Source organism: Streptomyces sp. NPDC051913 (assembly GCF_044593635.1).
Taxonomy (GTDB): domain Bacteria; phylum Actinomycetota; class Actinomycetes; order Streptomycetales; family Streptomycetaceae; genus Streptomyces.
Window position 1 is genome coordinate 167,137 of the sequence record NZ_JBIUCI010000006.1, and the last position, 24,805, is coordinate 191,941.

The 24,805-nt window shown below is 71.5% G+C and carries 21 protein-coding genes and 1 tRNA gene; 12 read left to right on the forward strand and 10 right to left on the reverse strand.

What is annotated here, in order from left to right; genetic code table 11:
- Positions 1 to 51: 51 nt before the first annotated feature.
- On the forward strand, positions 52 to 753 hold the full coding sequence (locus tag ACIHIX_RS20090) for a FadR/GntR family transcriptional regulator (protein WP_399957738.1): 702 nt from the start codon (positions 52 to 54) through the stop codon (positions 751 to 753).
- Positions 754 to 759: 6 nt separating this feature from the next.
- On the opposite strand, the gene ACIHIX_RS20095 is transcribed toward ACIHIX_RS20090, so the two are convergent.
- The 5 genes from ACIHIX_RS20095 to ACIHIX_RS20115 all read right to left on the reverse strand — a co-directional run bounded on the left by ACIHIX_RS20095 (position 760) and on the right by ACIHIX_RS20115 (position 8,465).
- Positions 760 to 1,131 (reverse strand): YchJ family protein, encoded by a 372-nt coding sequence (locus ACIHIX_RS20095; protein ID WP_399957741.1) that lies wholly within the window; start codon positions 1,129 to 1,131, stop codon positions 760 to 762.
- 12 nt (positions 1,132 to 1,143) lie between these two features.
- Entirely contained in the window at positions 1,144 to 2,487 is a 1,344-nt protein-coding gene (locus tag ACIHIX_RS20100; RefSeq protein WP_399957744.1) for a M1 family metallopeptidase, read from the reverse strand.
- Positions 2,488 to 2,555: 68 nt separating this feature from the next.
- Positions 2,556 to 6,407: a Pls/PosA family non-ribosomal peptide synthetase gene (locus ACIHIX_RS20105; RefSeq protein ID WP_399957747.1), complete on the reverse strand. Its 3,852-nt coding sequence runs from the start codon at positions 6,405 to 6,407 to the stop codon at positions 2,556 to 2,558.
- Positions 6,408 to 6,671: 264 nt separating this feature from the next.
- Positions 6,672 to 8,219: a polysaccharide lyase family 1 protein gene (locus tag ACIHIX_RS20110; protein WP_399957750.1), complete on the reverse strand. Its 1,548-nt coding sequence runs from the start codon at positions 8,217 to 8,219 to the stop codon at positions 6,672 to 6,674.
- A 158-nt stretch (positions 8,220 to 8,377) separates the two neighbouring features.
- Positions 8,378 to 8,465, reverse strand: a tRNA-Leu gene (locus tag ACIHIX_RS20115).
- A gap of 187 nt (positions 8,466 to 8,652) precedes the next feature.
- Here ACIHIX_RS20115 and ACIHIX_RS20120 point away from each other — a divergent pair.
- The 3 genes from ACIHIX_RS20120 to ACIHIX_RS20130 all read left to right on the forward strand — a co-directional run bounded on the left by ACIHIX_RS20120 (position 8,653) and on the right by ACIHIX_RS20130 (position 11,424).
- On the forward strand, positions 8,653 to 9,978 hold the full coding sequence (locus ACIHIX_RS20120; protein ID WP_059196582.1) for a M20/M25/M40 family metallo-hydrolase: 1,326 nt from the start codon (positions 8,653 to 8,655) through the stop codon (positions 9,976 to 9,978).
- Between the two features lie 143 nt (positions 9,979 to 10,121).
- Entirely contained in the window at positions 10,122 to 10,355 is a 234-nt protein-coding gene (gene chpH, locus ACIHIX_RS20125) for a chaplin ChpH (protein ID WP_399957754.1), read from the forward strand.
- A gap of 124 nt (positions 10,356 to 10,479) precedes the next feature.
- Positions 10,480 to 11,424: a chaplin family protein gene (locus tag ACIHIX_RS20130; RefSeq protein ID WP_399957757.1), complete on the forward strand. Its 945-nt coding sequence runs from the start codon at positions 10,480 to 10,482 to the stop codon at positions 11,422 to 11,424.
- 66 nt (positions 11,425 to 11,490) lie between these two features.
- Here the strand turns inward: ACIHIX_RS20130 and ACIHIX_RS20135 are convergent, their stop codons facing one another.
- Positions 11,491 to 11,679, reverse strand: a complete 189-nt coding sequence (locus tag ACIHIX_RS20135; protein ID WP_005485166.1) for a DUF5703 family protein — start codon at positions 11,677 to 11,679, stop codon at positions 11,491 to 11,493.
- Positions 11,680 to 11,726: 47 nt separating this feature from the next.
- Here ACIHIX_RS20135 and ACIHIX_RS20140 point away from each other — a divergent pair, with 47 nt between their 5' ends.
- Positions 11,727 to 12,389, forward strand: coding sequence for a hypothetical protein (locus ACIHIX_RS20140; protein ID WP_399957760.1), 663 nt, complete (start codon positions 11,727 to 11,729; stop codon positions 12,387 to 12,389).
- A gap of 161 nt (positions 12,390 to 12,550) precedes the next feature.
- Here the strand turns inward: ACIHIX_RS20140 and ACIHIX_RS20145 are convergent, their stop codons facing one another.
- Both ACIHIX_RS20145 and ACIHIX_RS20150 read right to left on the reverse strand, forming a co-directional pair.
- Entirely contained in the window at positions 12,551 to 14,710 is a 2,160-nt protein-coding gene (locus tag ACIHIX_RS20145; RefSeq protein ID WP_399957762.1) for a helix-hairpin-helix domain-containing protein, read from the reverse strand.
- On the reverse strand, positions 14,707 to 15,693 hold the full coding sequence (locus tag ACIHIX_RS20150; protein WP_399957765.1) for an aldo/keto reductase: 987 nt from the start codon (positions 15,691 to 15,693) through the stop codon (positions 14,707 to 14,709). Before ACIHIX_RS20150 ends, ACIHIX_RS20145 begins: the two co-directional genes overlap by 4 nt.
- Positions 15,694 to 15,870: 177 nt before the next feature.
- On the opposite strand from ACIHIX_RS20150, the gene ACIHIX_RS20155 reads away from it, so the two are divergent.
- Both ACIHIX_RS20155 and ACIHIX_RS20160 read left to right on the forward strand, forming a co-directional pair.
- Positions 15,871 to 16,926: an LLM class F420-dependent oxidoreductase gene (locus tag ACIHIX_RS20155; RefSeq protein ID WP_399957767.1), complete on the forward strand. Its 1,056-nt coding sequence runs from the start codon at positions 15,871 to 15,873 to the stop codon at positions 16,924 to 16,926.
- Between the two features lie 236 nt (positions 16,927 to 17,162).
- Positions 17,163 to 17,951 (forward strand): ferritin-like domain-containing protein, encoded by a 789-nt coding sequence (locus tag ACIHIX_RS20160; protein ID WP_399957770.1) that lies wholly within the window; start codon positions 17,163 to 17,165, stop codon positions 17,949 to 17,951.
- A gap of 10 nt (positions 17,952 to 17,961) precedes the next feature.
- On the opposite strand, the gene corA is transcribed toward ACIHIX_RS20160, so the two are convergent.
- Positions 17,962 to 18,960, reverse strand: a complete 999-nt coding sequence (gene corA / locus ACIHIX_RS20165; RefSeq protein ID WP_399957773.1) for a magnesium/cobalt transporter CorA — start codon at positions 18,958 to 18,960, stop codon at positions 17,962 to 17,964.
- A 62-nt stretch (positions 18,961 to 19,022) separates the two neighbouring features.
- Between corA and ACIHIX_RS20170 the strand changes: the two genes are divergently transcribed.
- The 5 genes from ACIHIX_RS20170 (at position 19,023) to ACIHIX_RS20190 (ending at position 23,662) form a co-directional block, all read left to right on the forward strand.
- Positions 19,023 to 19,709 carry a histidine phosphatase family protein gene (locus ACIHIX_RS20170; protein ID WP_399957775.1) on the forward strand — a complete coding sequence of 229 codons (687 nt, stop codon included), beginning with the start codon at positions 19,023 to 19,025 and terminating at the stop codon, positions 19,707 to 19,709.
- Between the two features lie 69 nt (positions 19,710 to 19,778).
- Positions 19,779 to 20,369, forward strand: coding sequence for a DUF3090 domain-containing protein (locus tag ACIHIX_RS20175; protein ID WP_399957778.1), 591 nt, complete (start codon positions 19,779 to 19,781; stop codon positions 20,367 to 20,369).
- Positions 20,333 to 21,148: an SCO1664 family protein gene (locus ACIHIX_RS20180; RefSeq protein ID WP_399957781.1), complete on the forward strand. Its 816-nt coding sequence runs from the start codon at positions 20,333 to 20,335 to the stop codon at positions 21,146 to 21,148. The genes ACIHIX_RS20175 and ACIHIX_RS20180 overlap by 37 nt, the downstream gene beginning before the upstream one ends.
- A 94-nt stretch (positions 21,149 to 21,242) precedes the next feature.
- Positions 21,243 to 22,472, forward strand: a complete 1,230-nt coding sequence (gene mshC / locus ACIHIX_RS20185; RefSeq protein WP_399957784.1) for a cysteine--1-D-myo-inosityl 2-amino-2-deoxy-alpha-D-glucopyranoside ligase — start codon at positions 21,243 to 21,245, stop codon at positions 22,470 to 22,472.
- A gap of 224 nt (positions 22,473 to 22,696) precedes the next feature.
- Complete coding sequence (locus ACIHIX_RS20190; RefSeq protein WP_399957787.1) at positions 22,697 to 23,662, forward strand: SMP-30/gluconolactonase/LRE family protein; 966 nt, start codon at positions 22,697 to 22,699, stop codon at positions 23,660 to 23,662.
- Positions 23,663 to 23,727: 65 nt separating this feature from the next.
- On the opposite strand, the gene ACIHIX_RS20195 is transcribed toward ACIHIX_RS20190, so the two are convergent.
- The gene (locus ACIHIX_RS20195) at positions 23,728 to 24,756 is read right to left on the reverse strand and encodes a PAC2 family protein (RefSeq protein WP_399957790.1); all 1,029 of its coding nucleotides are present in this window, start codon (positions 24,754 to 24,756) and stop codon (positions 23,728 to 23,730) included.
- Between the last annotated feature and the right edge of the window lie 49 nt (positions 24,757 to 24,805).

Here is a 24,805-nt window from a genome sequence, read left to right on the forward strand (position 1 = left end):
ACGAATAAGTCTGACTTTTTGAGCCCGTGATCCGCCGCGTACGCTGAGTGCATGAGCACACCGGGCCGGGGTCTGCACGGCCAAGTACTGGACACCCTCGGCCCCGCGATCACCGCGGGCGAGTACCCGCCGGGCAGCGTTCTGCGCACGGACGAACTGGCCAAGGAGTTCGAGGTCTCCCGCTCCGTCATGCGGGAGGCGGTCCGCGTCCTGGAGTCCATGCACCTGGTCGAGTCCCGCCGCCGGGTGGGCGTGACGGTCCGCGCCAAGTGCGAGTGGAACGTGTACGACCCGCAGGTCATCCGCTGGCGCCTGGCCGGCGCCGACCGCCCTCAGCAGCTGCGCTCGCTGACCGTCCTGCGCTCGGCGATCGAGCCGGTCGCGGCGGGCCTGGCCGCCAAGCACGCCACCGCGGAGCAGTGTGCCGAGCTCACCGAGTCCGCCCTGGGCATGGTCGCCCACTCACGCGGCCACCAGCTGGAGGGCTATCTGCTCCACGACATGGCCTTCCACCGGGTGATCCTCACGGCCTCGGGCAACGAGATGTTCGCCCGCCTCGGCGACGTCGTCGCCGAGGTCCTGACCGGCCGCACCCACCACGAGGTCATGTTCGAGGACCCCGACCCGGCCGCGGTCACCCTGCACGTCCAGGTCGCGGAGGCGGTCCGCGAGGGCGACGCGGTCCGCGCGGAGACCCTGACCCGCGAGATCACGGTGGGCGCGCTCCAGGAACTGGACATCCTGGCCCCGTAGCCGGTGCTACGCGGGGAACTCCCCGTCGACGTACACCCAGGCCCCGTCCACCCGCTCGAACCGACTGCGCTCGTGCAGCGATCCCCCGGCGTACGACGCCCGGAACTCCACGGTCCCGGTGTGGTGGAAGGCGGACCCGTCACCCGTGCCCAGAATCTCCAGCCCCGTCCACCGCGTCCCCGGATCGAGGTCGAGCCGCCCGGGCCGCGTCCGCGGATGCCACGTCCGCAGCAGATACCCCGCGTCCAGCCGCACGAAGGCGCAGTACCGGGACCGCATCAACGCCTCGGCGGTCGGCGCGGCGGCACCGGAGTGATACCGCCCGCAGCACTCGTCGTAGGGCTGGGACAGGCCACAGGGGCAGGTACGCGCGCTCATGGCACCCATTCTCTAACCGGCCGCCCGTGTCTCCGGCATCGGCAGCGCAGGCAAGGCCGCCCCGTACACCCACGCGTCGAAGACATCGTCCAGCGGCTCGGGCGCGAACCGCGCCGTATGCGCGGTGAACGTCGTCGTCGTCACCGCCCCGCCCCGGTGCAGCCCCGCCCACCCGCGCAGCATCCGGAAGAAGGGCTCGTCGCCCATCGCGCAGCGCACCGCGTGCAGGGTCAGCCCGCCGCGCTCGTAGAGCCGGTCGTCGAACATCGACTTGCGGCCCGGGTCGGCCAGCCGCAGGTCCTGCGGCAGCCCCGACAGCAACCGGTGCGCGGCGGCGGCGAGTTGCTGGGCGCTGCGGCCGCCCGAGCGCTCCGACCACAGCCACTCGGCGTACTTCGCGAACCCCTCGTTGAGCCAGATGTGCCGCCAGTCGGCGATCGAGACACTGTTCCCGAACCACTGGTGCGCCAGCTCGTGCGCCACCAGCCGCTCCGAACCCCGCGCCCCGTCCACATGGTTGGCGCCGAAGAGCGACAACCCCTGTGCCTCCACGGGCACATCGAGCTCCTCCTCCGTCACCACCACCGCGTACTCGTCGAACGGGTACGGGCCGAACAGCTCCTGGAAGAGGTCCATCATCTGCGGCTGACGCGCGAAGTCCCGGGAGAACTCGGGCAGCAGCTGCGCCGGGATGTGCCCGTGCTGCGGCACCCCGCCCGGCCCCGGATCGCCCAGCAGCACCGTCTGGTACTTGCCGATCGCCAGCCCCACCAGATAACTCGACGTCGGCGCCGCCTGCTCGTACACCCAGGTCGTCGTGGAGGCACGGGTCGTACGGGTCAGCAGTCTGCCGCCCGCGACCACCGCGTACGCCGACGGTGTCGTGATCGAGATCTGGTACGACGCCTTGTCCGCCGGGCGGTCGTTGCACGGGTACCAGGAGGGCGCCCCGATCGGCTGGCTCGCCACCAGCGCCCCGTCCTCCAGCTCCTCCCAACCCAGGCCGCCCCACGGGCTGTTGACCGGTCTGGGGTTGCCCGACCAGTGCACCTCCACGGTGAAGGCCGCTCCCGGCCGCACCGGCTTGGCGGGCCGGACGCGCAGCCTGCCGCCGCGGTGCGTGTAGTGCGGCTGCCGCCCGTCCACCCGCACCCGGCCGATCCTGAAGTCGGCGAGATTGAGCACGAACTCGGTGAGCGGCGAACGGCCCGCTATGGCGTTGATCCGGGCCGTCCCCGACAGCCGGTTCGGGCCCGGACGGTAGTCCAGCGCGAGCTCGTACCGGTGCACCCGGTACCGCGCGTCACCGTTGTCCGGGAAGTAGGGGTCGGACCCCGCCGCCTGCTGAACCGCCACTGCCTCTTCTGCTCCCTGCGCCGTACTGCCACTCAGAGTGTCGCCCATGGGCTCCGAGTGGCCCGCGCTCAGGGACGCCATGCCTCGATCGGATTGCCGAGCCAACGGGTGTCGTCCGGAACGGACTCCGCGGCCATGACGAGCGACGCGGGACCCAGGGTGGTACGGGCCCCGATCATGCTGCCGGGCAGCACGATCCCGCCAGGACCCAGCGTCGCGCCCTCACGGAGGACCACAGTATCCGTCCGCAAGATCCGGTCGTGGAAGAGGTGCGTCTGGAGCACACAGCCCCGGTTCACCGTCGCCGCGTCCTCCAGCGTCACCAGATCCGTCTCCGGCAGCCAGTAGCTCTCCACCCAGACACCCTTGCCGATCCGCGCCCCGAGCCCCCGCAGCCACGCCGTCATCAGCGGCGTCCCCGGCACCGAACCCGCCAGCCACGGCACCGCCACGACCTCGACGAACGTGTCCGCGAGCTCGTTGCGCCACACGAAGGAGCTCCACAGCGGATGCTCCCCGCTGCGGTGCCGCCCCACGAGCAGCCACTTCGCGACGATCGACAGCAGCGCCGCCGCCGCGCCCGCCGCGAGCAGCACCAGGCCCGACAGGGCCCAGGCCCACCCGCCCAGCGCGCACAGCGCCGCCACCGTCAGCACCCCGAGCGCCGCCGAGCAGAACACCGGCACGATCCGGCACAGCTCCACCAGGCCGCGCGCCCACAGCAGCCGCGCCGGCGGGTCGTACGTCCGGCTCTGGTCACCGTCGGCCGCACTGCGCGGCAGCCGCACCGGCGGCAGCCCCAGATACGAGCTGCCCTTCTTCGCCTTCTTCGGCGTCGCCGACAGCACCCCCACCAGACCCCCGTCCGGCACGGACCGCCCCGGCGCGGTCATCCCCGAGTTCCCGAGGAACGCCCGCCGCCCGATCTCGGCCCGCCCGATCCGCATCCAGCCGCCGCCCAGCTCGTACGGCGCGGTCAGCGTGTCGTCCGCCAGGAACGCCCCCTCACCGACCGTCGTCAGGCTCGGCAGCGCGAGCACGGTCGACACCTCGGCCCCGCGCCCGATCCGCATCCCGAGCAGCCGCAGCCACACCGGCGTGACCAGCCCGGCGTACAGCGGGAACAGCGTCTCGCGCGACCGGTCCATCAGCTGCGTCACCGTCCACGCCTGCCACCCGACCCGGCTGTGCGTCGGATGCGTCCCCTCCCGCAGCCCGAGGCTCAGCAGCCGTACGGCGACCAGGATCAGCAGCGCGTACGCCGCCCCGAAGGCCAGCGTCGCCGGTACGAGAGCCGACGCGGCCCCCGTGAGCGGCGCGTCCGGCGTGAAGAACACCCGGCCCACCCCGAACGCCGCCGCCCCCGCCAGCACCGGCAGCGCGCTCAGCCCGAAGCCGGTCACGCCGTACATCACCCGCCAGTAGGTGCCCTTGCGCGGCCGCTCCTTCGGCCAGTTCCGCTTGGCCTTGCCCAGCTTCACCGCGGGTGCGCCCGCCCATCGCTGGCCCGTCGGGATCTGTCCGGCGACCGCCGAACCCGGCGCGACCTCGGCCCGCTTGCCGACCCGCGCGCCCGGGAAGAGGATGCTGCGGGTCCCGACGACCGCGTGCGCGCCCACCTTGACCGCCCCGACCTCCAGCCGGTCGCCGTCCAGCCACCAGCCGGAGAGGTCCACCTCGGACTCCACGGCAGCGCCCCGGCCCAGCTTGAGCATGCCGGTCACCGGCGGCAGCGAGTGCAGATCGACGTCCGGGCCGATCCGGGCGCCCAGCGCCCGGGCGTACCGCTCCAGCCACGCCCCGGTCAGTCCACTCGCCCCGCTGAACTCGGCCAGCCGCTCCGCGGTCCACAGCCGCAGATGCACACTCCCGCCGCGCGCGTACCGCCCCGGCTTGAGCCCCCTGAGCAGCAGCCGCGCCCCGCCCGCGGCGATCGCGAGCCGCCCCGGCGGACTGAAGAGCACGAGCGCCAGGACCCCGACCAGCCACCAGGGCGCCGTCGGCAGCCAGGCGTACGGCAGTACGTTGCCCAGCGCGGCCGGTACCACTGTCCAGCGCAGCCCCAGCAGCGTGAACAGCGGCACCAGCAGCAGCAGTTGCAGCGCCTTCGCGCGCACCGGAACCGGCTCCACGAACCGCGTGCCGCCGTCGTCCTGCGCCGACTTCTCCAGGCGCCGGGCCAACTTCCGCAGCACCGGCTGCTGGTAGATGTCCAGGACGGCCGCGCTCGGGTAACGGGTGCGCAGGCGCGTGGTCAGCTGCGCGGCGGCGAGACTGCTGCCGCCGATCGCGAAGAAGTCGTCGGACGCGCTCGTGACCGGGATACCGAGGATCTCCGCCCACTGCTCGGCGAGCCAGGCCTCGGTGCCGTACAACTGCTCGGCCGGACCTGCGGTCTCCAGATTCTTCAGTGGCCACGGCAGCGCGTTGCGGTCCACCTTGCCGCTCGTCCGCGTCGGCAGCTCGTCGACCGGCGCGAGCAACGGCACCAGCGCGGCGGGCAGTTCGGCCCGCAGCTTCTCCACGGCCGTCGCCTGGTCCCAGCCGTCCTGCGTGACGACATAGCCGACCAGCAACTGATTACCGCTGCGCGCGGTCCGTACGGCGGCCGCGGCACCGGCGACACCCGGCAACGCCTGGAGCGCGGCGTCGACCTCACCGAGCTCGATCCGCCGCCCGCCGAGCTTGATCTGCTCGTCGGCCCGCCCGAGGAACACCAGCCCCTCGGGTTCCGCCTGCACCAGATCCCCGCTGCGGTACGCGCGTTCCCAGCCGAGCGACTCCAGCGGCGCGTACTTCTCCGCGTCCTTCTCGGCGTCCAGATAGCGGGCGAGCCCAACCCCGCCGATCACCAACTGCCCACTGGCGCCCATGGGGACGGGCTCCCCGGCCTCATCGACGACCGCCAACTCCCAGCCGCGCAACGGCAGTCCGATCCGGATCGGCTCCTCGCCGGTCATCAGCGCGGCGCAGGCCACGACGGTCGCCTCGGTCGGCCCGTAGGTGTTCCACACCTCGCGCCCCTCGGTCACCAGCCGCTGCGTCAGCTCGGGCGGGCAGGCCTCACCGCCGAAGATCAGCAGCCGTACGTCGTTGAGGGTCTCCGGCTCCCACAGCGCGGCGAGCGTGGGCACCGTGGAGACGACCGTGATCTCCTGCTCGACCAGCCAGGGCCCGAGATCGGCTCCGCTCCTGACCTGCGCACGCGGCACCGGCACCAGACAGGCCCCGTACCGCCACGCCAGCCACATCTCCTCGCAGGACGCGTCGAAGGCGACCGACAGGCCCGCCATGACCCTGTCACCCGGACCGATGGGCTCGTCGGTGAGGAACAGCGCCGCCTCGGCGTCCACGAACGCGGCGGCGCTGCGATGACTGACGGCGACACCCTTGGGCTTCCCGGTGGACCCGGAGGTGAAGATGATCCACGCGTCGTGCTCGACCCCGGGCCGCGCGGCGGGTGTCTCTCCGCGCCCGGTGACCGTCAGCTCGTGCCGCGCCCCGATGACGGCCCGTACCTCCGCCTCCCCGAACACCAGCTCGGCCCGCTCGTCGGGATCCTCGGCGTCCACCGGCACATAGGCGGCACCGGCGGCCAGTACGGCGAGAACGGCGACGTAGAGATCATTGGTCCCGGACGGAACCCGTACCCCCACCCGGTCCCCGAGCCCGACCCCGGCCTCCGCGAGCCGGCGCCGCAGCCGCTCCACCTCGACGGCCAGCGCACGGTAGGTGAGACAGGTCGTGCCGTCGTCCAGGGCGGGCTCGTCGGGACAGGCGCGCACCGACGCGTCGAAGATGTCGACGAGCGTGCGCGGAGAGGCCGCAGGCCCCCCGGAGAGACGTGCCGTGTCCCCGAACCGCTCGCGGATCTCCTCGTCGAGCAGGCCGAGAGCACTGCTCTCGTGAATGGCTGCCATCGGTCCTCGCGTCTCGATCCGGAGAGCCCTCCGGGCGCTGGCGGGCCCGCAGGTCTGCCTGGGGTTGTCCGGGGCCAGCTCGTAACAAGCCGGAAATTTTAGTACGACGCTAGGTCCGGGCTCCTGGGGCAGCCACCGGAGAGGCCCGTCCGGGTGGCTACCCGAACGGGCCTCACACCGTCTGACCTGCGGAACCCGGCGGTGGACGAGACATGCCCCACATCACCCAAGAGCTCCGAGAACAGGCGGAGTTGGTGCTTTTGTTTACTGGGCGTACGTCTCGAATTCGGCGACCTGTGGGGTGCCGTTCGCACTGCTGATCACGAAGGTGAGCTTCTTCAGCGAGGTCGAGGCGAAGGAGATCGTGCCCGCGCCCGTGCCCGAGGTCAGCACCGCGCCGGTGTCGCCGTTGAGGACCTGCCAGGAGCCGATGCGGCCGGCAGCGGCCGAGGTCTCCTTGATGACGGCCTTCGAGACGGTGGTGGCCGAGCCCCACTTGATGGAGACGCTGCCGGTCGAGCCGCTCGGCGACCAGTAGGTGCTCGTGTCACCGTCACGGACGTTGCCGTAGCTGGTGCCGTCGGCCTTGCTGGAGCCGTCGGAGCCCGCGCCGATGCTGAGGTTGGTGCCGGTGGGCGCGGTGGCGGTCGCGGTGGGCGTCGCCGTGGGCGTCGTCGTGGCGGTGGGCGTGGGGGTCGTCGCCGTGCAACTGCCGTCCGACACCGCGAGGCCCTTGCCCGCGCCCGCCGTCTTGGCCACGATCGCGGGGACGCAGGACGCCTGGTCCAGCGTGTAGGCGTACGGGATGCTCACCGAGGTGTTGGACACCGGGTTCGGGCCCGCCGGGTTGTTCTCGTCCCCGGGCGAGGACCAGGTCACGTTGTCGAAGACATTGCCGCTGACCTGCCAGTACCCGGCGAGGTCGGTGTAGAAGGTGCCGAGGACGTCCTTGGAGTCCTCGAAGTAGTTGTTGTCCACCTTCGCCTTCGCGCCGGCCCGCGAGTTGATGCCGGACTCGTTCAGGCTCACGTAGTGGTTGTTGTACATGTGCGCCGTACCGCCGCGCAGCAGCGGCGCACGGGAGTCGATGTTCTCGTACAGGTTGTGGTGGAACGTGACATAGCTGCTGGTGAGATCGCTGTCGCTGGAGTTGATGAGCCCACCGCGGCCCGAGTTGCGCAGCGTGCTGTACGACAGCGTGACGTACTGGGTGTTGGCCTTCAGGTCGAACAGGCCGTCGTAGCCCTCCGATTCGCCGCCGGAGGCGAGGAGCGAGACGTGGTCGACCCAGACGTTGCGGACATCGCTCTCCATGCCGATGGCGTCACCGCCGTTGGAGGTGGGCGAGCCCGACTTCTTGACGTTCTGGACGGTCACGTTCTGGATGATGATGTTGCTGGACTCCCGGACGTGGATGCCCAGTTGGTCGAAGACGGCGCCGCTGCCCACGCCGACCAGCGTGACGTTGCTGATCTGCTTCAGCTCGATCACCCCGTCCGCGGTGTTGCAGCTGCCGCCGGAGACCTTGCTGGTGTTGGCGTGGTTGATGGTGCCCTCGACCTGGATGGTGATCGGGGTGCTGCTGCTGGCCCGGCCGCACAGGGCCTGGTGGATCTGGGTGCCGGTGGTGGCCTTGACGGTCGTCCCGCCCGCCCCGCCGGTGGTCCCGCCGTTCTGTGTCGCGTAGCCGGTGGCGCCCGGGGTGGCCGCGGAGGCCTCCGGCATCACCAAGGCAGTGCCGGCCGCGGCCACCAGGCCGAGCCCTGCCATCGCGGCGTACAGCTTCGGGGAACGTGCACGTGCTCGTCTCATCCGCTTCATCCCTGTTCGTCCCTGAAGGGGGGTGCTGGATGGTGCTGTGTGTCAGGGACTGGTCACCGCGGACGGCGCGGAGGTTGCCGACCTGGCGGCGGAGATTTCACGAAGGTTGCGAGAAAAGCAAAAAACCCCTGATCAACAGGGGTTTCAGCTGGTGTCCGAGGGGGGACTTGAACCCCCACGCCCGATAAAGGGCACTAGCACCTCAAGCTAGCGCGTCTGCCATTCCGCCACCCGGACAAGGTGTCTGTCGTGCGGGGTTTCCCTCGCGGCGACAGAGGAAACATTACCAGGCTTTCGAGGTGCCCCGATCACCCCCTCGCTCCCGCGTGAACGGCGTGTGACGGACCGGGTCCGGTCTTGGGCGAAGCCGGTCGGAGAGAGAGGATGAGGGGAACCACCAGCAGGTACAGCGGGAGGAAGCAGCGTGAGCGGGACGGACACGACCAGGCACGTCACCGGCGAGGACGAGGTCGTGGACCTCTGCCGCGAGCTGATCCAGATCGACACCAGCAACTACGGCGACCACTCGGGGCCGGGCGAGCGCAAGGCGGCCGAGTACGTCGCCGAGAAGCTCGCCGAGGTGGGCCTCGACCCGCAGATCTTCGAATCGCACCAGGGGCGCGCCTCCACGGTCGCCCGCATCGAGGGCGAGGACCCCTCCAAGCCCGCGCTGCTCATCCACGGCCACACCGACGTCGTACCGGCCAACGCGGCGGACTGGACCCACCACCCGTTCTCCGGTGAGGTCGCGGACGGGTGCGTATGGGGGCGGGGCGCCGTCGACATGAAGGACATGGACGCGATGACCCTCGCGGTCGTCCGCGACCGGCTGCGCAGCGGGCGCAAGCCCCCGCGCGACATCGTCCTCGCCTTCCTCGCCGACGAGGAGGCCGGCGGCACGTACGGCGCCCGGTACCTCGTCGACAAGCACCCCGACCTGTTCGAGGGCGTCACCGAGGCGATCGGGGAGGTCGGCGGGTTCTCCTTCACCGTCAACGAGAACCTGCGGCTCTATCTGGTCGAGACCGCCCAGAAGGGCATGCACTGGATGCGGCTCACCGTGGACGGCACCGCCGGCCACGGCTCGATGACCAACACCGACAACGCCATCACCGAGCTGTGCGAGGCCGTCGGCCGACTCGGGCGGCACAAGTGGCCGGTGCGGGTCACCAAGACCGTGCGGTCCTTCCTCGACGAGCTCTCCGACGCCCTCGGCACCGAGCTCGACCCCGAGAACATGGACGAGACCCTCGCCAAGCTCGGCGGCATCGCCAAGATGGTCGGCGCGACGCTCCAGAACTCGGCGGCGCCGACCATGCTCGGCGCCGGCTACAAGGTCAACGTCATCCCCGGCCAGGCCACCGCCCATGTCGACGGTCGCTTCCTGCCCGGCTACGAGGAGGAGTTCCTCGCCGACCTCGACCGCATCCTCGGCCCGCGCGTGCGCCGCGAGGACGTGCACGGCGACAAGGCGCTGGAGACCGACTTCGACGGCCGGCTCGTCGACGCCATGCAGACCGCGCTGAGCGCCGAGGACCCGATCGCGAAGGCCGTGCCCTACATGCTCTCGGGCGGCACCGACGCCAAGTCCTTCGACGACCTCGGCATCCGCTGCTTCGGCTTCGCGCCGTTGCAGCTGCCGCCGGAGCTCGACTTCGCGGGCATGTTCCACGGCATCGACGAGCGGGTGCCCGTGGAGGGGCTGAAGTTCGGCGTGCGGGTGCTGGACCGTTTCATCGACGCGTCCTGAACTTGACGTTGCTTATCGGGCGCGCGTACGAGTGCGACTGAGAAGGGTGAATGCGCTCATAAGCTCGTAGCTCCATTACTCCCTCCTCGTTACAGGTGATGCGATCGGCAACACGAGATCGCTTTTGCCAACAAGGAGGAATAATGATCAAGAAGGTCGTCGCCGCTGCGGCTGCCACCGGTGGCCTCGTTCTCGCCGGCGCGGGCCTGGCTGTCGCCGACGCGGGTGCCCAGGGTGCTGCCGTGCACTCCCCGGGTGTCCTGTCCGGCAACGTCGTCCAGGTGCCCGTGCACATCCCGGTGAACGTGTGCGGCAACACGATCTCCGTGATCGGCGTGCTGAACCCCGCCTTCGGCAACACCTGCATCAACAAGTGACGCCGATCCACTGAGGGTCAATTTCACGTCCGTCGGCCTCGGAGCGCGCGCCATGCGCTCCGGGGCCGACCGGTCTTTTCACGAGGATCGCAGGTCGGAAACGAAGGCAGGGGGAATTCAGGAAATGCGACAGGTCACCCGCAAAGGCCTGATGACGGTGGCGGCCGCCACGGGCGTGATCGCCGCGGCCGGGGGCGCCGCCCACGCCGACTCGGGGGCGAGCGGCTCAGCTTCCCACTCACCCGGCGTGCTGTCGGGCAACACGGTGCAGGCGCCGGTGCACGCGCCGGTGAACGTGTGCGGCAACACGGTCGACGTCGTCGGGGTGCTCAACCCGGCGGCCGGCAACAGGTGCGCCAACCAGAGCGGCTCGTCCGGCTCCGGTGGACACGGCTCCGGTGGGTACGGGGACTCCGGTGGGCACGGCGGACATGGGGGACACGGAGGCTCCGGGGGCGGTTCGTCGTCCGGCGGGCACGCCTCGGACTCGCCGGGCGTCGGCTCCGGCAACCATGTCGAGGCGCCGATCGACGTGCCGGTCAACGTCTGCGGCAACAGCGTCGACGTCATCGGGGTCGGCAACTCCACCACGGGCAACGAGTGCGGCAACGGTGGCGGCTACGGCGGTGATCACGGGGGTGGTCACGGGGGTGGCCACCCGGGCACGCCGCCCGGTGGGGGCGGGGACCACCAGACGCCGCCTCCCGGCACGCCTGGGAACCCTGGCACGCCTGAGAACCCCGGTACCCCTGGGAACCCCGGTACCCCTGGGAACCCCGGTACCCCTGGGAACCCTGGTACTCCCGGCACCCCTGGTAATCCCGGGAACCCGGTGGAACCTGGACTGCCCGGCACCCCGGGCACGCCGCCCGCCACGGGTGTCGAGACGCCGGGTGGCGGACCCTCGGGCGGCAGCCACCCGGGGACACAGACCGTCACCCAGCCCCTCGGTTCCGCCCAGCTCGCCCACACGGGCAGCGACCTCCCGCTGGGTCTCACCCTGCCGGTCGGCGCGGGCGCGCTGCTGGCGGGCGCGGTGCTCTACCGCAAGGCACGCGCCGCGGCGTGATGGATCACACACAGAACGGAGCGGGCCCCGCAGCTGCGGGGCCCGCTCCGTTTCCCTGGCCTCACCTCACCAAGTGGCACGCACCTGGCGGATGATCCTGCGGCGCAGCCGCACCCTGCGGCTTCCGTCACGCAGCAGGCTCAGGCGGTCCAACTCCCAGTGTCCGTACTCGGCATGGTCCGTCAGCAGACGTGTGGCGTCCTTGCGGGAGACCCCGCGCGGTACGTACACGTCGACAAATTCGTATTCCGGCATCGCATCTATTGTGCGGGCTGGGGCTCGGTACGGATAGCGTCTGCACTATGTCTGATGCTGTGCAGCCCACCGCTGCCGAGGTACGTGCCGCCGCCGAGGCGGTCAAGACCGCGCTCGACCGCCACCTGGCCGCGGTCGAACGCCGGTCGGGGGAGGACGACCAGGCCGTCTACGAGGCGTTCAACGAACTCGCCGCGGCCGCCGAGGCGTACGACGAGCTGCTCTACGACCGTTATGACGAGGTGACGCCCTTCGAGATCCCCGGCGGGGAGGAAGAACTGCCTCCGTACGCGGGCCCCGAGGAACCCAACGCGCTGAGTGTGCTGATCCGCCGTGACTACGCGGTCGCGGAGCCGCAGCGGCTGCTGGCGCAGGCCCAGCGCATCGAGGCGGCGGACTCCGACGCGGAGGCCTCCGGCACGGTGCACGGGGCGCTGGGGTTGCTGTTCGGTGAGTACGAGCCGGACGAGATCGCGTCGCGGCACAAGGAGTTCGGCCTTGAGGAGGGCGACTCCACGCTCTGGGTGACGGCGGCGGACGAAGCGGCCGATCCCGGGGAGTGGCTGGAGGAGCCGTTCGAGGGTGTGGATCCGCAGCAGGTGGTGTGCCGGTTCGATGTGAGCGCGGTCTTCGACGAGGAGATCGACGACGAGCTGGACGAGCTCGATACGGATCTGGATGAGGACGAGGATCTGGAGCGGCACGCTTAGCTGCGCTGCGCTGCGCTGCGCTGCGCTGGGCTTGAGCGGCGGCGGTCACGGAGGTTCGGCTTCCGTGACCGCCGCAGTTCTTTTGCACGGATCGACGTGGGGGCTTCGGTCGGTGCGTGACTGCGGGGCGGTGGGGGCTCGTCGCGCAGTGCCCCGCGCCCCTAGGTGGGTTGGCCCAGCTGTGGGCTGATCAGTACCGGCAATCGGGTCGTGCGGGGCTTCGGCTGGATTTCGGCTACTGCCCTCGGGAGGGCCTGTTCCGCGCCGTGGACCACCGACAGGTGGCGGGACGCTCTGCCGAAGGCCGTGTAGACCCAGGGGCGGGTGAGGGACTGCGCCGCGTCGCCCGGGAGGACCACGACCACCGCCGGCCAGCGGCCCGCCGCTGCCTGGTGTGCCGTGAGGGCCCAGCCGTGCCGCAGGGACTGTTCCACTCGATCCTTGGGTACGACGAAGTCCTCGCCGGCGCAGGTCAGATGCAGGCCCTCGGCGTCGGCCTTCACCACCTGGCCCGGCACGGTGCGGCCCGGTGCGGGGGAGTAGGCGACGCGGTCGCCGGGGTCGAAGCCGCCGAAGCGGCCGGGGCCCGGGTTGAGGCGTTCCTTGAGAGCCGCGTTGAGAGTGCGGGTGCCCGCCGCGCCGCCGTGGCCCGGCGTGATGACCTGGGTGTCCTCCGGCGGGACGCCGATCGCCCGGGGCACGGAGTCGGCGACCAACTGCACCGTCCGGTGCACGGCCTCGCCCGCGTCCCGCACCGGCACGATCACGATCTCCTTGCCGGGCGCCTCGACCTGGTTCAGCTCGCCGATGCCGATACCGGAGACCAGCTCACCGAGCGGCCCGGGGTCGGGGAGCCGGGAGGCGACCTGGGGACAGACCCGCGCGGCCAGCAGATCGGCGAAGACCCGGCCCGGACCCGCCGACCACAGCACCGTCGGATCGCCGGCCAGCAGCAGCCGCGCCCCGTCCGGCAACGACTCCGTGAGCAGCGCCGCCGTCTCCACGTCCAGCTGGGGTGCGTCCAGGACGACGAGGAGGTCCAGGTCCAGGGCGCCGTCGCTGTCCCGGCCGGGGCCCTCGGCGCCGGAGAGCAGGCCGCCGACCGTGACGACGGTGGTCCTCTCGGCCTCGGACACCAGGGCCGCGAAACGGTCGCGCCCCAGGGAGCCGTGGGCCGCCGCCCAGGCGCGCAGGCCGAGCCGCTGCGCCGCCCGCAGCAGTGCCGCCGGCTCTGCCAGGGACGCCTCGCCGCCGGTGTGCAGGACCAGGCCGTGGCCCCCGACCGCGCGGATCAGCTCACCGGCCGAACCCGGCGCGGAGGCGGCGGCATGCTCCCAGTCCTCGGCCGAACCGTCCTGCTTCGGCGCCGAGTTGATCAGCCGGCCCAGGCCGTCGGCGAGGCTCTCCTCGGCCAGCGCGTACCGCTCCAGACCGACCAGGATCCGCACCGGCCGCTCCTCGTCCTCCCCTTCGGGCTCCGGGGCCCGGGGGTCCAGGGCGTCCTGGAACACCAGCGCCTCGCCCTCCGCGAGGGTGTTCTGTACGGCGGCGTCGGCGTCCGGCACGCCCTGCTTGCCCAGCGCGGCGACGAGCGTGGGCAGTTCGAGCGCCGTGTGCCCGGCCAGCGCGGCCTGCTCCAGGAGCCAGACGGTCACGGCACGGCCGCGGCGCTCGTCGTCCGGGCCGCACTCGGCGCCGAGCAGTGCCCGCGCGAACCCGTCGGCCTGCTCCGGCCGTACGCCGGTGACGCGCAGCAACTGCCAGGGGTCGGCGCGCAACTGCTCGGCCGCGCCCTCTCCGAGGCCGGCGGCGACCTGCGGGACGAGTGCTTCAGGGGCGCCGCCCTCGGCCAGTACGCTCCGCACGGACTCGACGGTCCGGGCGGCGGGGGCCGTGGGCGCGTCCGCCGCGACGGGCCGGGGGCGGCGCACGGGTTCCGGGGCGGGCCTGCGGGGGGCCTGGGGTTCGCTGAAGACCGCCGCCACCGGCTTGGCGCCGCTCTCCACCGCCCGCACGGCGGCGAGCAGATCGGCGGCCTTCCCGCTGAGCTTCGCCCCGGCCTCGACGGGCCCCTGCTTCTCGGCCTTGCGCCGCTCGATCCGCTCCCGTTCGAGCTTCTGCGCCGCGAGCTCGGCCTCGGCCTCGGACAGCTGGGGAGCGGGCTCGCCCGCGCCCTGCTCACCGTCGGCCGTGGAGGCCTCGGCGGCTGCTTCGTCGGCGCCCTCGGCCGAGTCGCCCTCGGCGCCTTCGGACGCGGTGTCCTCAGCGGGCTCCGGCGTGCTCGGCTCGGTCTCCTCCGTGGGCCCCGGCTCCGTGCTCACAGCGTGCTCCAGTCGTGATCGGGATAGCGGTGCACGGGCGCCGACACATCGTCGAGCGCCCGGCAGATCTCGTCAGGAAGACTAAGGGCCTCCACTGACAATGCCGCCGTGAGCTGCTGCGCGTTGCGCGCGCCGACGATCGGCGCGGTCACCCCGGGCCGGTCGCGGACCCAGGCGAGGGCCACCTGGAGCGGGGTCACCGCGAGCCCGTCGGCCGCGGTCTGCACGGCGTCCACGATGCGGCTCGCCGTGTCGTCGAGGTACGGCTCGACGAACGGCGCCAGATGTTCGGAGGCGCCCCGCGAGTCGAAGGGCGTGGCGTCCCCCCGGTACTTGCCCGTCAACACCCCCCGGCCCAGCGGCGAGGAGGGCAGCAGGCCGATGCCCAGGTCCAGCGCGGCCGGCAGCACCTCGCGCTCCACGCCCCGTTGGAGCAGGGAGTACTCCAGCTGCGTGGCGGCCAGCCGGGTCCGGGTGCCCGGTGCCGCCAGTTGCCAGGTCGCGGCCTTGGCGAGCTGCCAGCCGCAGAAGTTGGAGACGGCGGCATAGCGCGCCCGCCCGCTGCCGACCGCCAGGTCGAGCGCCTGGAGGGTCTCCTCCAGCGGGGTGTCGGGGTCATGGGCGTGTACGTGCCACACGTCGACGTAGTCCGTGCCGAGCCGGGCCAGCGAGGCGTCGAGCGCGGAGAGCAGATGCCCGCGCGAGCCGTCGACGCGGCGGTCCGGGTCCGGGACGCTGCCCGCCTTGGTGGAGATGACCAGGTCCCGGCGCGGGACCAGCCCTTCTATGAGGCGTCCGAGCAGATACTCCGCCTCCCCGTCGCCGTACACGTCGGCCGTGTCGACGAGGCTGCCGCCGGCTTCCCAGAACGTCTTCAAGAGGTCCGCGGCGTCGTGCTCGTCGGTGTCCCTGCCCCACGTGAGGGTGCCGAGTCCGATACGGGACACACGCAGGCCGGTACGGCCGAGATGCCTCTGCTCCATGAGCGCCGACATTACTGGCCTGAACCAGTGGTGTGGGGGCCTGTGGACAACCAGTTTCCGTGATCGCCACGGGCGTTGTTGTGGGCGGAAGAACACGACCGCGAACTGCCCCGATCCATGACCCCGCGCTAAGGTCGGCCCACAAGGGACGTTACTGATCGGTAAGGGGAATCGGCCATGCAACTCGGCATCAACCTCGGTTACTGGGGCGCCGGAATGGACGCGGACAATCTCGCCGTCGCCCAGGAGGCCGACCGCCTCGGCTACGCCGTCTGCTGGGCCGCCGAGGCCTACGGCTCCGACGCGCCCACCGTGCTCAGCTGGGTCGCGGCGCAGACCGAGCGCATCGACGTCGGCTCGGCCATCTTCCAGATCCCGGCCCGCCAGCCGGCGATGACCGCGATGACCGCCGCCACCCTCGACTCGCTCTCCGGCGGCCGCTTCCGCCTCGGCCTCGGCGTCTCGGGCCCGCAGGTCTCCGAGGGCTGGTACGGCGTCAAGTTCGACAAGCCGCTGGCCCGCACGCGTGAGTACGTCGACATCGTGCGCAAGGCGATGACCCGCGAGCGGCTGTCGTACGAGGGCGCGCACTGGACGCTGCCGCTGCCCGGCGGCCCGGGCAAGCCCCTCAAGCTGACCGTGCACCCGGAGCGTGAGCACATCCCGCTCTACATCGCCGCGATCGGCCCCAAGAACCTGGAGCAGACCGGTGAGATCGCCGACGGCGCCCTGCTGATCTTCCCCTCCGCCGCACACCTGGAGGAGACCACGATCAAGTACCTGCGGGCCGGGCGGGAGAAGGCGGGCAAGACCCTCGAGGGCTTCGACGTCCACCCGACGGTGCCGCTCGCCCTGGGCGAGGACAAGGACGTGACGGCCCTCGCCGACACCTTCCGCCCCTACACCGCGCTCTACGTCGGCGGCATGGGCAGCGCCAAGCAGAACTTCTACAACCAGCTCGCCCAGCGCATGGGCTTCGAGGCGGCCGCCGCCGAGGTCCAGGAGAAGTACCTGGCGGGCGACAAGCAGGGCGCCGCGGCCGCGATCCCGCACGACCTGATCGACCAGACGACGCTGCTCGGCTCGGTGGACCGTATCGCGGACCGGATGAAGGAGTACGCCGCGGCCGGTGTCACCTCGATGAGCCTCGCCCCCGCCGGGTTCACGCTCGACGAGCGGATCGCCGCCCTCCGCGCCGGGGCCGAGGCCCTGGAGTCGGCCGGACTCGCGTAACACCGGCAGCAGGAGGCCGGAAAGTTTCTGCGGCCGTGGTGGGGGCTCGGGGGTCTTCCCCGCCACGGCCGTCACGCAGAACAACGCGCGCGTGCCCGCCGGGTTACGCCCCCGACGTGACCCCGTGGGTCCTCCTTTTGGCGGAGTTGTCCGACACAGCTGTTGCAGCACCTCTCTCGCCGCATTTGACTCGTTCTTCGCGGAGTGCCGCGGAGCCCCGCAGAGAGGTGCCCACGATGCTTTCGGCCAAGAGTCTGTTCACCGAGATCCTCGACAACGACGATTCCTTCCGCCTGTTCTGTTCCATCGCCGCCAGCGGCGAGTCCCAGGGCGGCTGGGAGAACGCCCGCATCGCCGCGCTCGTCCCGGAGAGCGAGCGCGAACTCGCCCCCAAGATCACCCGGCACGGCGCCGACGAGGACAAACACGGCCGGATCTTCAACGCCCTGATGAAGAAGCGCGGCCTCGACCCCGCCCCGGTGCCCCCCGAGACCGACTACACGATGCTCCTGGAGCAGCACGGCATCGGTCTCGCCCACGACAAGCTCAAGGCCGACCAGCCGCTGACCGTGCGGGACATCGTCACCTACCTCGCCCACAGCCGCGTCACCGAGCAGCGCGCCTCCGAGCAGATGGAGCTGCTGCGCAAGCACTTCGCCGACCACCCCGAACTCGGCCGCGCGGTGAAGATGATCTCCAACGACGAGGACAACCACCTCGCCTACTGCCACGAGGAGCTGCTGCGCTTCGCGCGCGCGGGCCACGGCCGGGACATCCAGCGCATCCTCAGGGAGTGCGCCCTCGCCGAGATCCGCGTCTACCGGGACGTCAGCCTCGCCGTCATGGCCCACATGGGCCGCATCCTGGGCTGGACCAGGGCCAGATCGGCGGTCCTCGCCGCGGGCATCCACGCCGTGTACGCCTACGAACGGGCCGCGGGCTGGCGCCGGATGGTGTCCCTGAAGATGCCCGAACGGCGCGACGCGCTCGGCGGCCCGGCCACCGCGGCCCCCGAGTTCGCCTGACCCCGAGAATCTAGAGCCAGCCGCGGCGTTTGAACGTCCGGTACAGCAGGACCTCCAGGGCGGCCATCAGCGCGATCACCGCCGGATACGACCACACCCAGTGCAGCTCCGGCATGTGGTCGAAGTTCATGCCGTAGATCCCCGCGATCATCGTGGGGATCGCGGCCATGGCCGCCCACGCGGAGATCTTCCGCATGTCGTCGTTCTGCCGGACGCTCATCTGCGCCAGATGCGCCGACAGGATGTCCGACACCAGCCGGTCCAGGCCCTCCACGGACTCGTTCACGCGCGTGAGGTGGTCGTTGACGTCCCGGAAGAAGGGCCGCGCCTTCTCGCTGACGAACGGCACCGAGCCACCGAACTGGCCGAGCCCCGCCAGCCGGGTCAGCGGCAGCGCCAAGGGGCCGGTCGCCCGGCGGAACTCCAGGATCTGCCGCTTGAAGGTGTAGATCCGCGACGCCGTGTGCCGCGAGCCGCCGCCCCCGTCCGGCGAGAACACCTCCGCCTCCAGCTCCTCCAGGTCCGTCTGGAGCTCGGTCGCGACCTCCACATAGTGGTCGACGACGGCGTCCGAGACCGCGTAGAGCACCGCTGTGGGGCCCTTGTGCAGCATGTCGGGCTCCTGCTCCAGACGGCGCCGTACGGCCTTCAGCGGGGCGCCCTCGCCGTGCCGGACGGTCACCACGAAGGAGTCACCGAGGAACAGCATGACCTCGCCGCTGGACACCCGGTCGCTCCTGGGCTCGTACACCACCGGCTTCAGGACGAGGAACAGCGAGTCGTCGTAGACCTCCAGCTTGGGCCGCTGATGGGCCTTCAGGGCATCCTCGACGGCCAGCGGGTGGAGCCCGAACTCCTCGGTCACGAGAGCGAACTCCCGCTCCGACGGCTCGTGCAGCCCGATCCAGACGAACCCGCCCGCGGCCCGCGCCTCGGCGAGGGCGTCGGACAGGTCGTCGGGGCCCTCGGTGCGGTGCCCGTCGCGGTAGACGGCACAGTCCACGATCACGGTGCGTATTCTCCCGTCACTCGCCCGCCGGCGCACACGCGCGTGCGCCTACCCTGGGCCGCATGCCCACGCTGATCCTCGTCCGGCACGGACGATCCACCGCCAACACCGAGGGACTGCTCGCCGGGTGGACACCCGGTGTCGCCCTGGACGAGCGCGGCCGGACGCAGGCCGCCGCGCTGCCCGAGCGGCTCGCCGCGCTGCCCCTCGCCGAGATCGTCAGCAGCCCTCTCCAACGCTGCCAGGAGACCCTCCAGCCCCTCCTGGACGCCAGGCCCGGACTCACCGCGCACACCGACGAGCGGATCGGCGAGTGCCATTACGGCGACTGGTCCGGCCGCAAGCTCGCCGAGCTCAGCGGCGAGCCCCTGATGGAGGTCGTCCAGGCCCACCCCTCGGCGGCCGCGTTCCCCGGCGGCGAGTCGATGCGCGCGATGCAGACCCGCGCCGCCGAGGCCGTACGGGAGTGGAACGCGCGCGTGGAGCGCGACCACGGCGCCGACGCCCTCTACCTCATGTGCTCGCACGGCGACATCATCAAGTCGCTCGTGGCGGACGCGCTCGGACTTCATCTCGACCTCTTCCAGCGGATCTCCGTGGAACCGTGTTCCATCACCGCGATCCGTTACACCCGTCTGCGCCCATTTCTCGTACGCCTCGGCGACACCGGTGATTTCGCGTCCCTGGCGCCGCGCGAGGTGCCCCCCGCGGACGACGCCCCGGTCGGGGGTGGTGCGGGCGCACCGTGATCGTCGGGCGCAGTAGGGTGAAGCGGTCGCAAGCGCGGCGCACCCATCCACGACTCCAGGAGACAGGACGTGTCCCGTCAGGTGTTCCTCTACGACCCCCCGGACCGCTTCGTGGCCGGTACGGTCGGGCTGCCCGGACGCCGTACGTTCTTCCTCCAGGCCACGTCCGGCTCCCGGGTGACCAGTGTGGCCCTGGAGAAGACCCAGGTCGCCGCCCTCGCCGAACGCATGGACGAACTGCTCGACGAGGTCGTGCGGCGCAGCGGCGGCAACGCCTCCGTGCCGGCCATGGCGCCCACCGAGATCTCCGACACCGCCCCGCTGGACGCCCCCGTCGAGGAGGAGTTCCGCGTCGGCACCATGGCGCTGGCCTGGGACGGTGAGGAACAGCGCATGATCGTCGAGGCCCAGGCCCTCGTGGAGCTCGACGCCGACTCCGAGGAGGACCTCGCCGAGGCCGAGGAACGCCTCCTCCAGGACGAGGAGAACGGCCCCCCGATGCTGCGGGTCCGGCTCACCGGCGTACAGGCCAGGGCCTTCGCCAAGCGGGCCCTGGACGTCGTCAACGCCGGACGGCCGCCCTGCCCGCTGTGCAGTCTCCCGCTCGACCCGGAAGGACACGTATGTCCGCGCCAGAACGGATACCGCCGCGGAGCGTGACCACGGCAGAACTGCTCACCGTCGGTGAGCTGACGGTGCGCGGACAGATCCGGGACGCCTCCAACGCGGTGCTGCACTGCTCCGTGGCGCACGACGGCCAGGAGGCCCTCTGCGTCTACAAGCCCGTCCGCGGCGAGCGCCCCCTGTGGGACTTCCCGGACGGCACCCTCGCCCAGCGCGAGGTCGCCGCCTACGAGGTGTCCGAGGCGACCGGCTGGGACCTCGTACCGCCCACCGTGCTGCGCGACGGGCCCTTCGGCGAGGGCATGGTCCAGCTGTGGATCGAGGGCGCGCCCGGCGCCGAGCTGCTCGCCCTGGTCGACGGCGAGGAACCCGAGCCCGGCTGGAAGGCCATCGGCTTCGCCGAGGTCGACGAAGGCAGGACCGCGCTCCTCGTGCACGCAGACGACGAACGGCTGCGGCGGCTCGCCGTCCTCGACGCCGTCATCAACAACGCGGACCGCAAGGGCGGCCATCTGCTGCCCGCGGGCGACCGCCTCTACGGCATCGACCACGGCGTCACCTTCAACGTCGACAACAAGCTCCGCACCCTCCTGTGGGGCTGGGCGGGCGAGCCCCTGACGGGGGAGGCGGTCGACGTCCTCAAGGGCCTCAAGGAGGCGCTCGGCGCCGAGGGAGCCCTGGCCGCGCGTCTCGCCGTACTCATCACCCCCGCCGAACTCGACGCCACGCGCGCGCGGGTCGACGACCTGCTCGCCACCGGCAAGCACCCGGAGCCGAGCGGCGAGTGGCCGGCCATTCCCTGGCCGCCGGTCTAGCAGCACACTGGACGGCAGTCCACAAGAACGCCTTACCGGCCATCTGGCCCGGTCCGGTTCGTATACGGAACATCCGTCCGGTTAGGCTCATGACATGCATGCCTGGCCCGCTTCCGAGGTCCCCGCCCTGCCTGGTCAGGGCCGCGACCTGAGGATCCACGACACCGCGACCGGCGGTCTGGTCCCCCTCGACCCCGGTCCCGTCGCCCGTATCTACGTCTGCGGCATCACGCCGTACGACGCCACCCACATGGGGCACGCGGCGACGTACAACGCGTTCGACCTCGTGCAGCGCGTGTGGCTCGACACCAAGCGCCAGGTTCACTACGTCCAGAACGTCACCGACGTCGACGACCCGCTGCTGGAGCGCGCCGAGCGGGACGCCGTCGACTGGGTCGCCCTCGCCGAGAAGGAGACGGCCCTCTTCCGCGAGGACATGACGGCCCTGCGGATGCTCCCGCCGAAGCACTACATCGGTGCCGTCGAGGCGATACCCGGGATCGTTCCGCTGGTGGAACGGCTGCGGGACGCGGGCGCCGCCTACGAGCTCGAAGGCGACATCTACTTCTCCGTCGAGTCCGACCCGAACTTCGGCAAGGTCTCGAACCTCGACGCCGCGGCCATGCGGCTGCTGTCCGCCGAGCGCGGCGGCGACCCGGACCGGGCGGGCAAGAAGAACCCGCTCGACCCGATGCTGTGGATGGCCGCCCGACCGGGCGAGCCGAGCTGGGACGGCGGCTCGCTCGGCCGCGGGCGCCCCGGCTGGCACATCGAGTGCGTCGCCATCGCCCTGGACCACCTCGGCATGACCTTCGACGTCCAGGGCGGCGGCTCCGACCTCGCCTTCCCGCACCACGAGATGGGCGCCTCCCACGCCCAGGTGCTGACCGGCGAGTTCCCCATGGCCAAGGCGTACGTCCACGCCGGCATGGTCGCCCTGCACGGCGAGAAGATGTCCAAGTCCAAGGGCAACCTGGTCTTCGTCTCCGCGCTGCGCCGCGACGGCGTCGACCCGGCCGCCATCCGGCTCGCCCTGCTCGCCCACCACTACCGCGCCGACTGGGAGTGGACCGACCAGGTGCTGACGGACGCCGTCGCCCGTCTCGGCCGCTGGCGCGCCGCCGTCTCGCGGCCCGACGGCCCGTCCGCCGAGGCCCTCGTCGAGGAGCTCCGCGAGGCCCTCGCGAACGACCTCGACGCGCCGGCCGCGCTCGCCGCGGTCGACCGCTGGGCCGCCCTCCAGGAGGAGTCGGGCGGCACGGACGAGAGCGCCCCGGGCGTCGTCTCGCGCGCGGTGGACGCGCTGCTGGGCGTCGCGCTGTAGGCAGCCGCAGGCATCGGGAAGGGCGTTTCCTCCGGCCAGGAGGAAGCGCCCTTCGTGTCACACGCGACGTCGATCCCCTGGCCAGGACGTGCAGTCCCGCCTGACATGTTCGTCACGTCACAATCCGGCCGAAGCCTGCGGGGGTGACGGTCATGTGATGGGGTGGGAGCGTCTGTTGACCCGTTCGGCCGGCCATCGCCGGCCCCCTGGCAGAAGGACGCACAGTGGCACCCACAGCACGTTCCTTCGCACGTAGAAGACTTCTCACCGGAGCCGCGGCGCTGACCGGAGCGGCGCTCCTCGGCGGCACCGCGGCCGGTACGGCGCACGCGGCCGGAACGGCGAAACCCGCCTGGCCCGACCAGTTCCCGCTGCCCGACGGCTTCCAGCCCGAGGGCATCACCATCGGCAGCAAGCCCTTCGCCTACTTCGGCTCCCTGGCCAACGGCGACATCTACCGCGCGAGCCTCGCCACCGGCCGCGGCTCCGTCGTCAGCAAGGGCCTCGGCACCGGGCATCCCACCGTCGGCCTCAAGACCGGTCACGGCAGGCTGTTCCTCGCCGGCGGCGACAGCGGTGAGATCCGCACGGTGGACCTCCGCTCGGGCGCGATCGAGAAGGTGTACGCCACCGGCGGCACGTTCGTGAACGACGTGATCCTCACTCCCGGCGCGGCCTGGTTCACCGACTCCTTCAAGGCCCAGCTCTACCGCGTGGCCCTCAAGAAGCACGGCGGGCCCGGAGCCCTGACGGCCCTGCCCCTGTCCGGTGACTGGGTCCAGGGCACCGACTTCACCGCCAACGGCATCGAGCGCACCCCCGACGGCCGCGCCCTGCTCGTGGTGAACTGCTTCGCCGACGGCGGCACCCTCATGCGGGTCGACCCGCATACCGGAGCCGCGACCGCCGTCGACCTCGGCGGTGCCAAACTCCCCAACGGGGACGGCATGTTGCTGCTCGGCCGGACCTTCTACGTCGTCCAGCAGGCGCAGAACGCCATCGACGTCTTCCACCTGAACGCGGCCGGCACCAAGGGCACGGCGATCACCCGGATCACCGACCCGCGCTTCCGCATCCCGACGACCGCGGCGGCCTGGGGCGACCGGATCTATCTGCCCAACGCCCGCTTCGACGTGGAACAGCCCACACCGGACACCGACTACGACGCGGTGGCCGTACCGCAGGTGTGACGCCCTCCCCGGGACATGAAAAGGGCGGTGCGCGTGAAACGCACCGCCCTTCCCCGTCCCACGGCTCACTCCTCCGACGAATCCCCTGAATCCTCGCCGTCGGTTCCCGTCTCCGTACCCGGCTCAGGACCCGGTTCAGGGTCCGTGTCCGCGCTCGGTTTCGGCGGCTTCGGCGGTCTGGTACGGCCGCTGGGGCTGTCGCGCAGATACGACGTACCCTCGCCGCTCTCCGTCGCGTGCCCACCCGGCGCGCCGCCGTCCCGGCGCCGCAGATACCGCTCGAACTCGCGGGCGATCGCCTCGCCCGACGCCTCCGGCAGCTCGGCGGTGTCCCGGGCCTCCTCCAGCGTCTGGACGTACTCGGCGACCTCGCTGTCCTCGGCGGCCAGCTGGTCCACGCCCACCTGCCAGGCGCGCGCGTCCTCGGCCAGCTCACCCAGTGGGACACGGACGTCGATCAGGTCCTCGAGCCGGTTCAGCAGGGCCAGCGTGGCCTTCGGGTTGGGCGGCTGCGACACGTAGTGCGGTACGGCCGCCCACAGCGACACCGCGGGCACGCCCGCGTGCGTGCACGCCTCCTGGAGGACACCGACGATGCCCGTGGGGCCCTCGTACTTGGTCTCCTCCAGGTCCATGCGCTGGGCCAGGTCCGGGTCGGACGTGGTCCCGCTGATCGGGACCGGACGCGTGTGCGGGGTGTCACCGAGCAGGGCGCCCAGGATCACCACCAGCTCCACGCCCAACTCGTGTGCGAAGCCGAGGAGCTCGTTGCAGAACGAGCGCCAGCGCATGGACGGTTCGATACCTCGGACCAGGACCAGATCACGCGGCTTGTCACCGCCGACCCGGACCACGGAGAGCCGGGTCGTGGGCCAGGTGATCTTGCGCACTCCGGCGTCCATCCACACCGTGGGCCGGTTCACCTGGAAGTCGTAGTAGTCCTCGGCGTCCAGCGCCGCGAACACCTCGCCCTTCCACTCCCTGTCCAGATGCGCGACCGCGGTGGAGGCGGCGTCGCCGGCATCGTTCCAGCCCTCGAACGCGGCCACCATGACCGGGTCGATCAGCTCGGGAACCCCCTCGAGCTCGATCACCCAGTGCCTCCTTCCGACGTGCCCTCACGTACGCCCCAACCTTACGGCG

What these genes read in the sequence shown, in the direction of transcription:
- ACIHIX_RS20110 (WP_399957750.1), bottom strand. Translation starts at nt 8,219, where the DNA reads ATGAGACGAGCACGTGCACGTTCCCCGAAGCTGTACGCCGCGATGGCA.
- ACIHIX_RS20170 (WP_399957775.1), top strand. Translation starts at nt 19,023, where the DNA reads ATGCCCACGCTGATCCTCGTCCGGCACGGACGATCCACCGCCAACACC.
- ACIHIX_RS20155 (WP_399957767.1), top strand. Translation starts at nt 15,871, where the DNA reads ATGCAACTCGGCATCAACCTCGGTTACTGGGGCGCCGGAATGGACGCG.
- ACIHIX_RS20105 (WP_399957747.1), bottom strand. Translation starts at nt 6,407, where the DNA reads ATGGCAGCCATTCACGAGAGCAGTGCTCTCGGCCTGCTCGACGAGGAG.
- ACIHIX_RS20140 (WP_399957760.1), top strand. Translation starts at nt 11,727, where the DNA reads ATGTCTGATGCTGTGCAGCCCACCGCTGCCGAGGTACGTGCCGCCGCC.
- ACIHIX_RS20095 (WP_399957741.1), bottom strand. Translation starts at nt 1,131, where the DNA reads ATGAGCGCGCGTACCTGCCCCTGTGGCCTGTCCCAGCCCTACGACGAG.
- chpH (WP_399957754.1), top strand. Translation starts at nt 10,122, where the DNA reads ATGATCAAGAAGGTCGTCGCCGCTGCGGCTGCCACCGGTGGCCTCGTT.
- ACIHIX_RS20135 (WP_005485166.1), bottom strand. Translation starts at nt 11,679, where the DNA reads ATGCCGGAATACGAATTTGTCGACGTGTACGTACCGCGCGGGGTCTCC.
- ACIHIX_RS20130 (WP_399957757.1), top strand. Translation starts at nt 10,480, where the DNA reads ATGCGACAGGTCACCCGCAAAGGCCTGATGACGGTGGCGGCCGCCACG.
- mshC (WP_399957784.1), top strand. Translation starts at nt 21,243, where the DNA reads ATGCATGCCTGGCCCGCTTCCGAGGTCCCCGCCCTGCCTGGTCAGGGC.
- ACIHIX_RS20180 (WP_399957781.1), top strand. Translation starts at nt 20,333, where the DNA reads ATGTCCGCGCCAGAACGGATACCGCCGCGGAGCGTGACCACGGCAGAA.
- ACIHIX_RS20150 (WP_399957765.1), bottom strand. Translation starts at nt 15,693, where the DNA reads ATGGAGCAGAGGCATCTCGGCCGTACCGGCCTGCGTGTGTCCCGTATC.
- ACIHIX_RS20160 (WP_399957770.1), top strand. Translation starts at nt 17,163, where the DNA reads ATGCTTTCGGCCAAGAGTCTGTTCACCGAGATCCTCGACAACGACGAT.
- ACIHIX_RS20090 (WP_399957738.1), top strand. Translation starts at nt 52, where the DNA reads ATGAGCACACCGGGCCGGGGTCTGCACGGCCAAGTACTGGACACCCTC.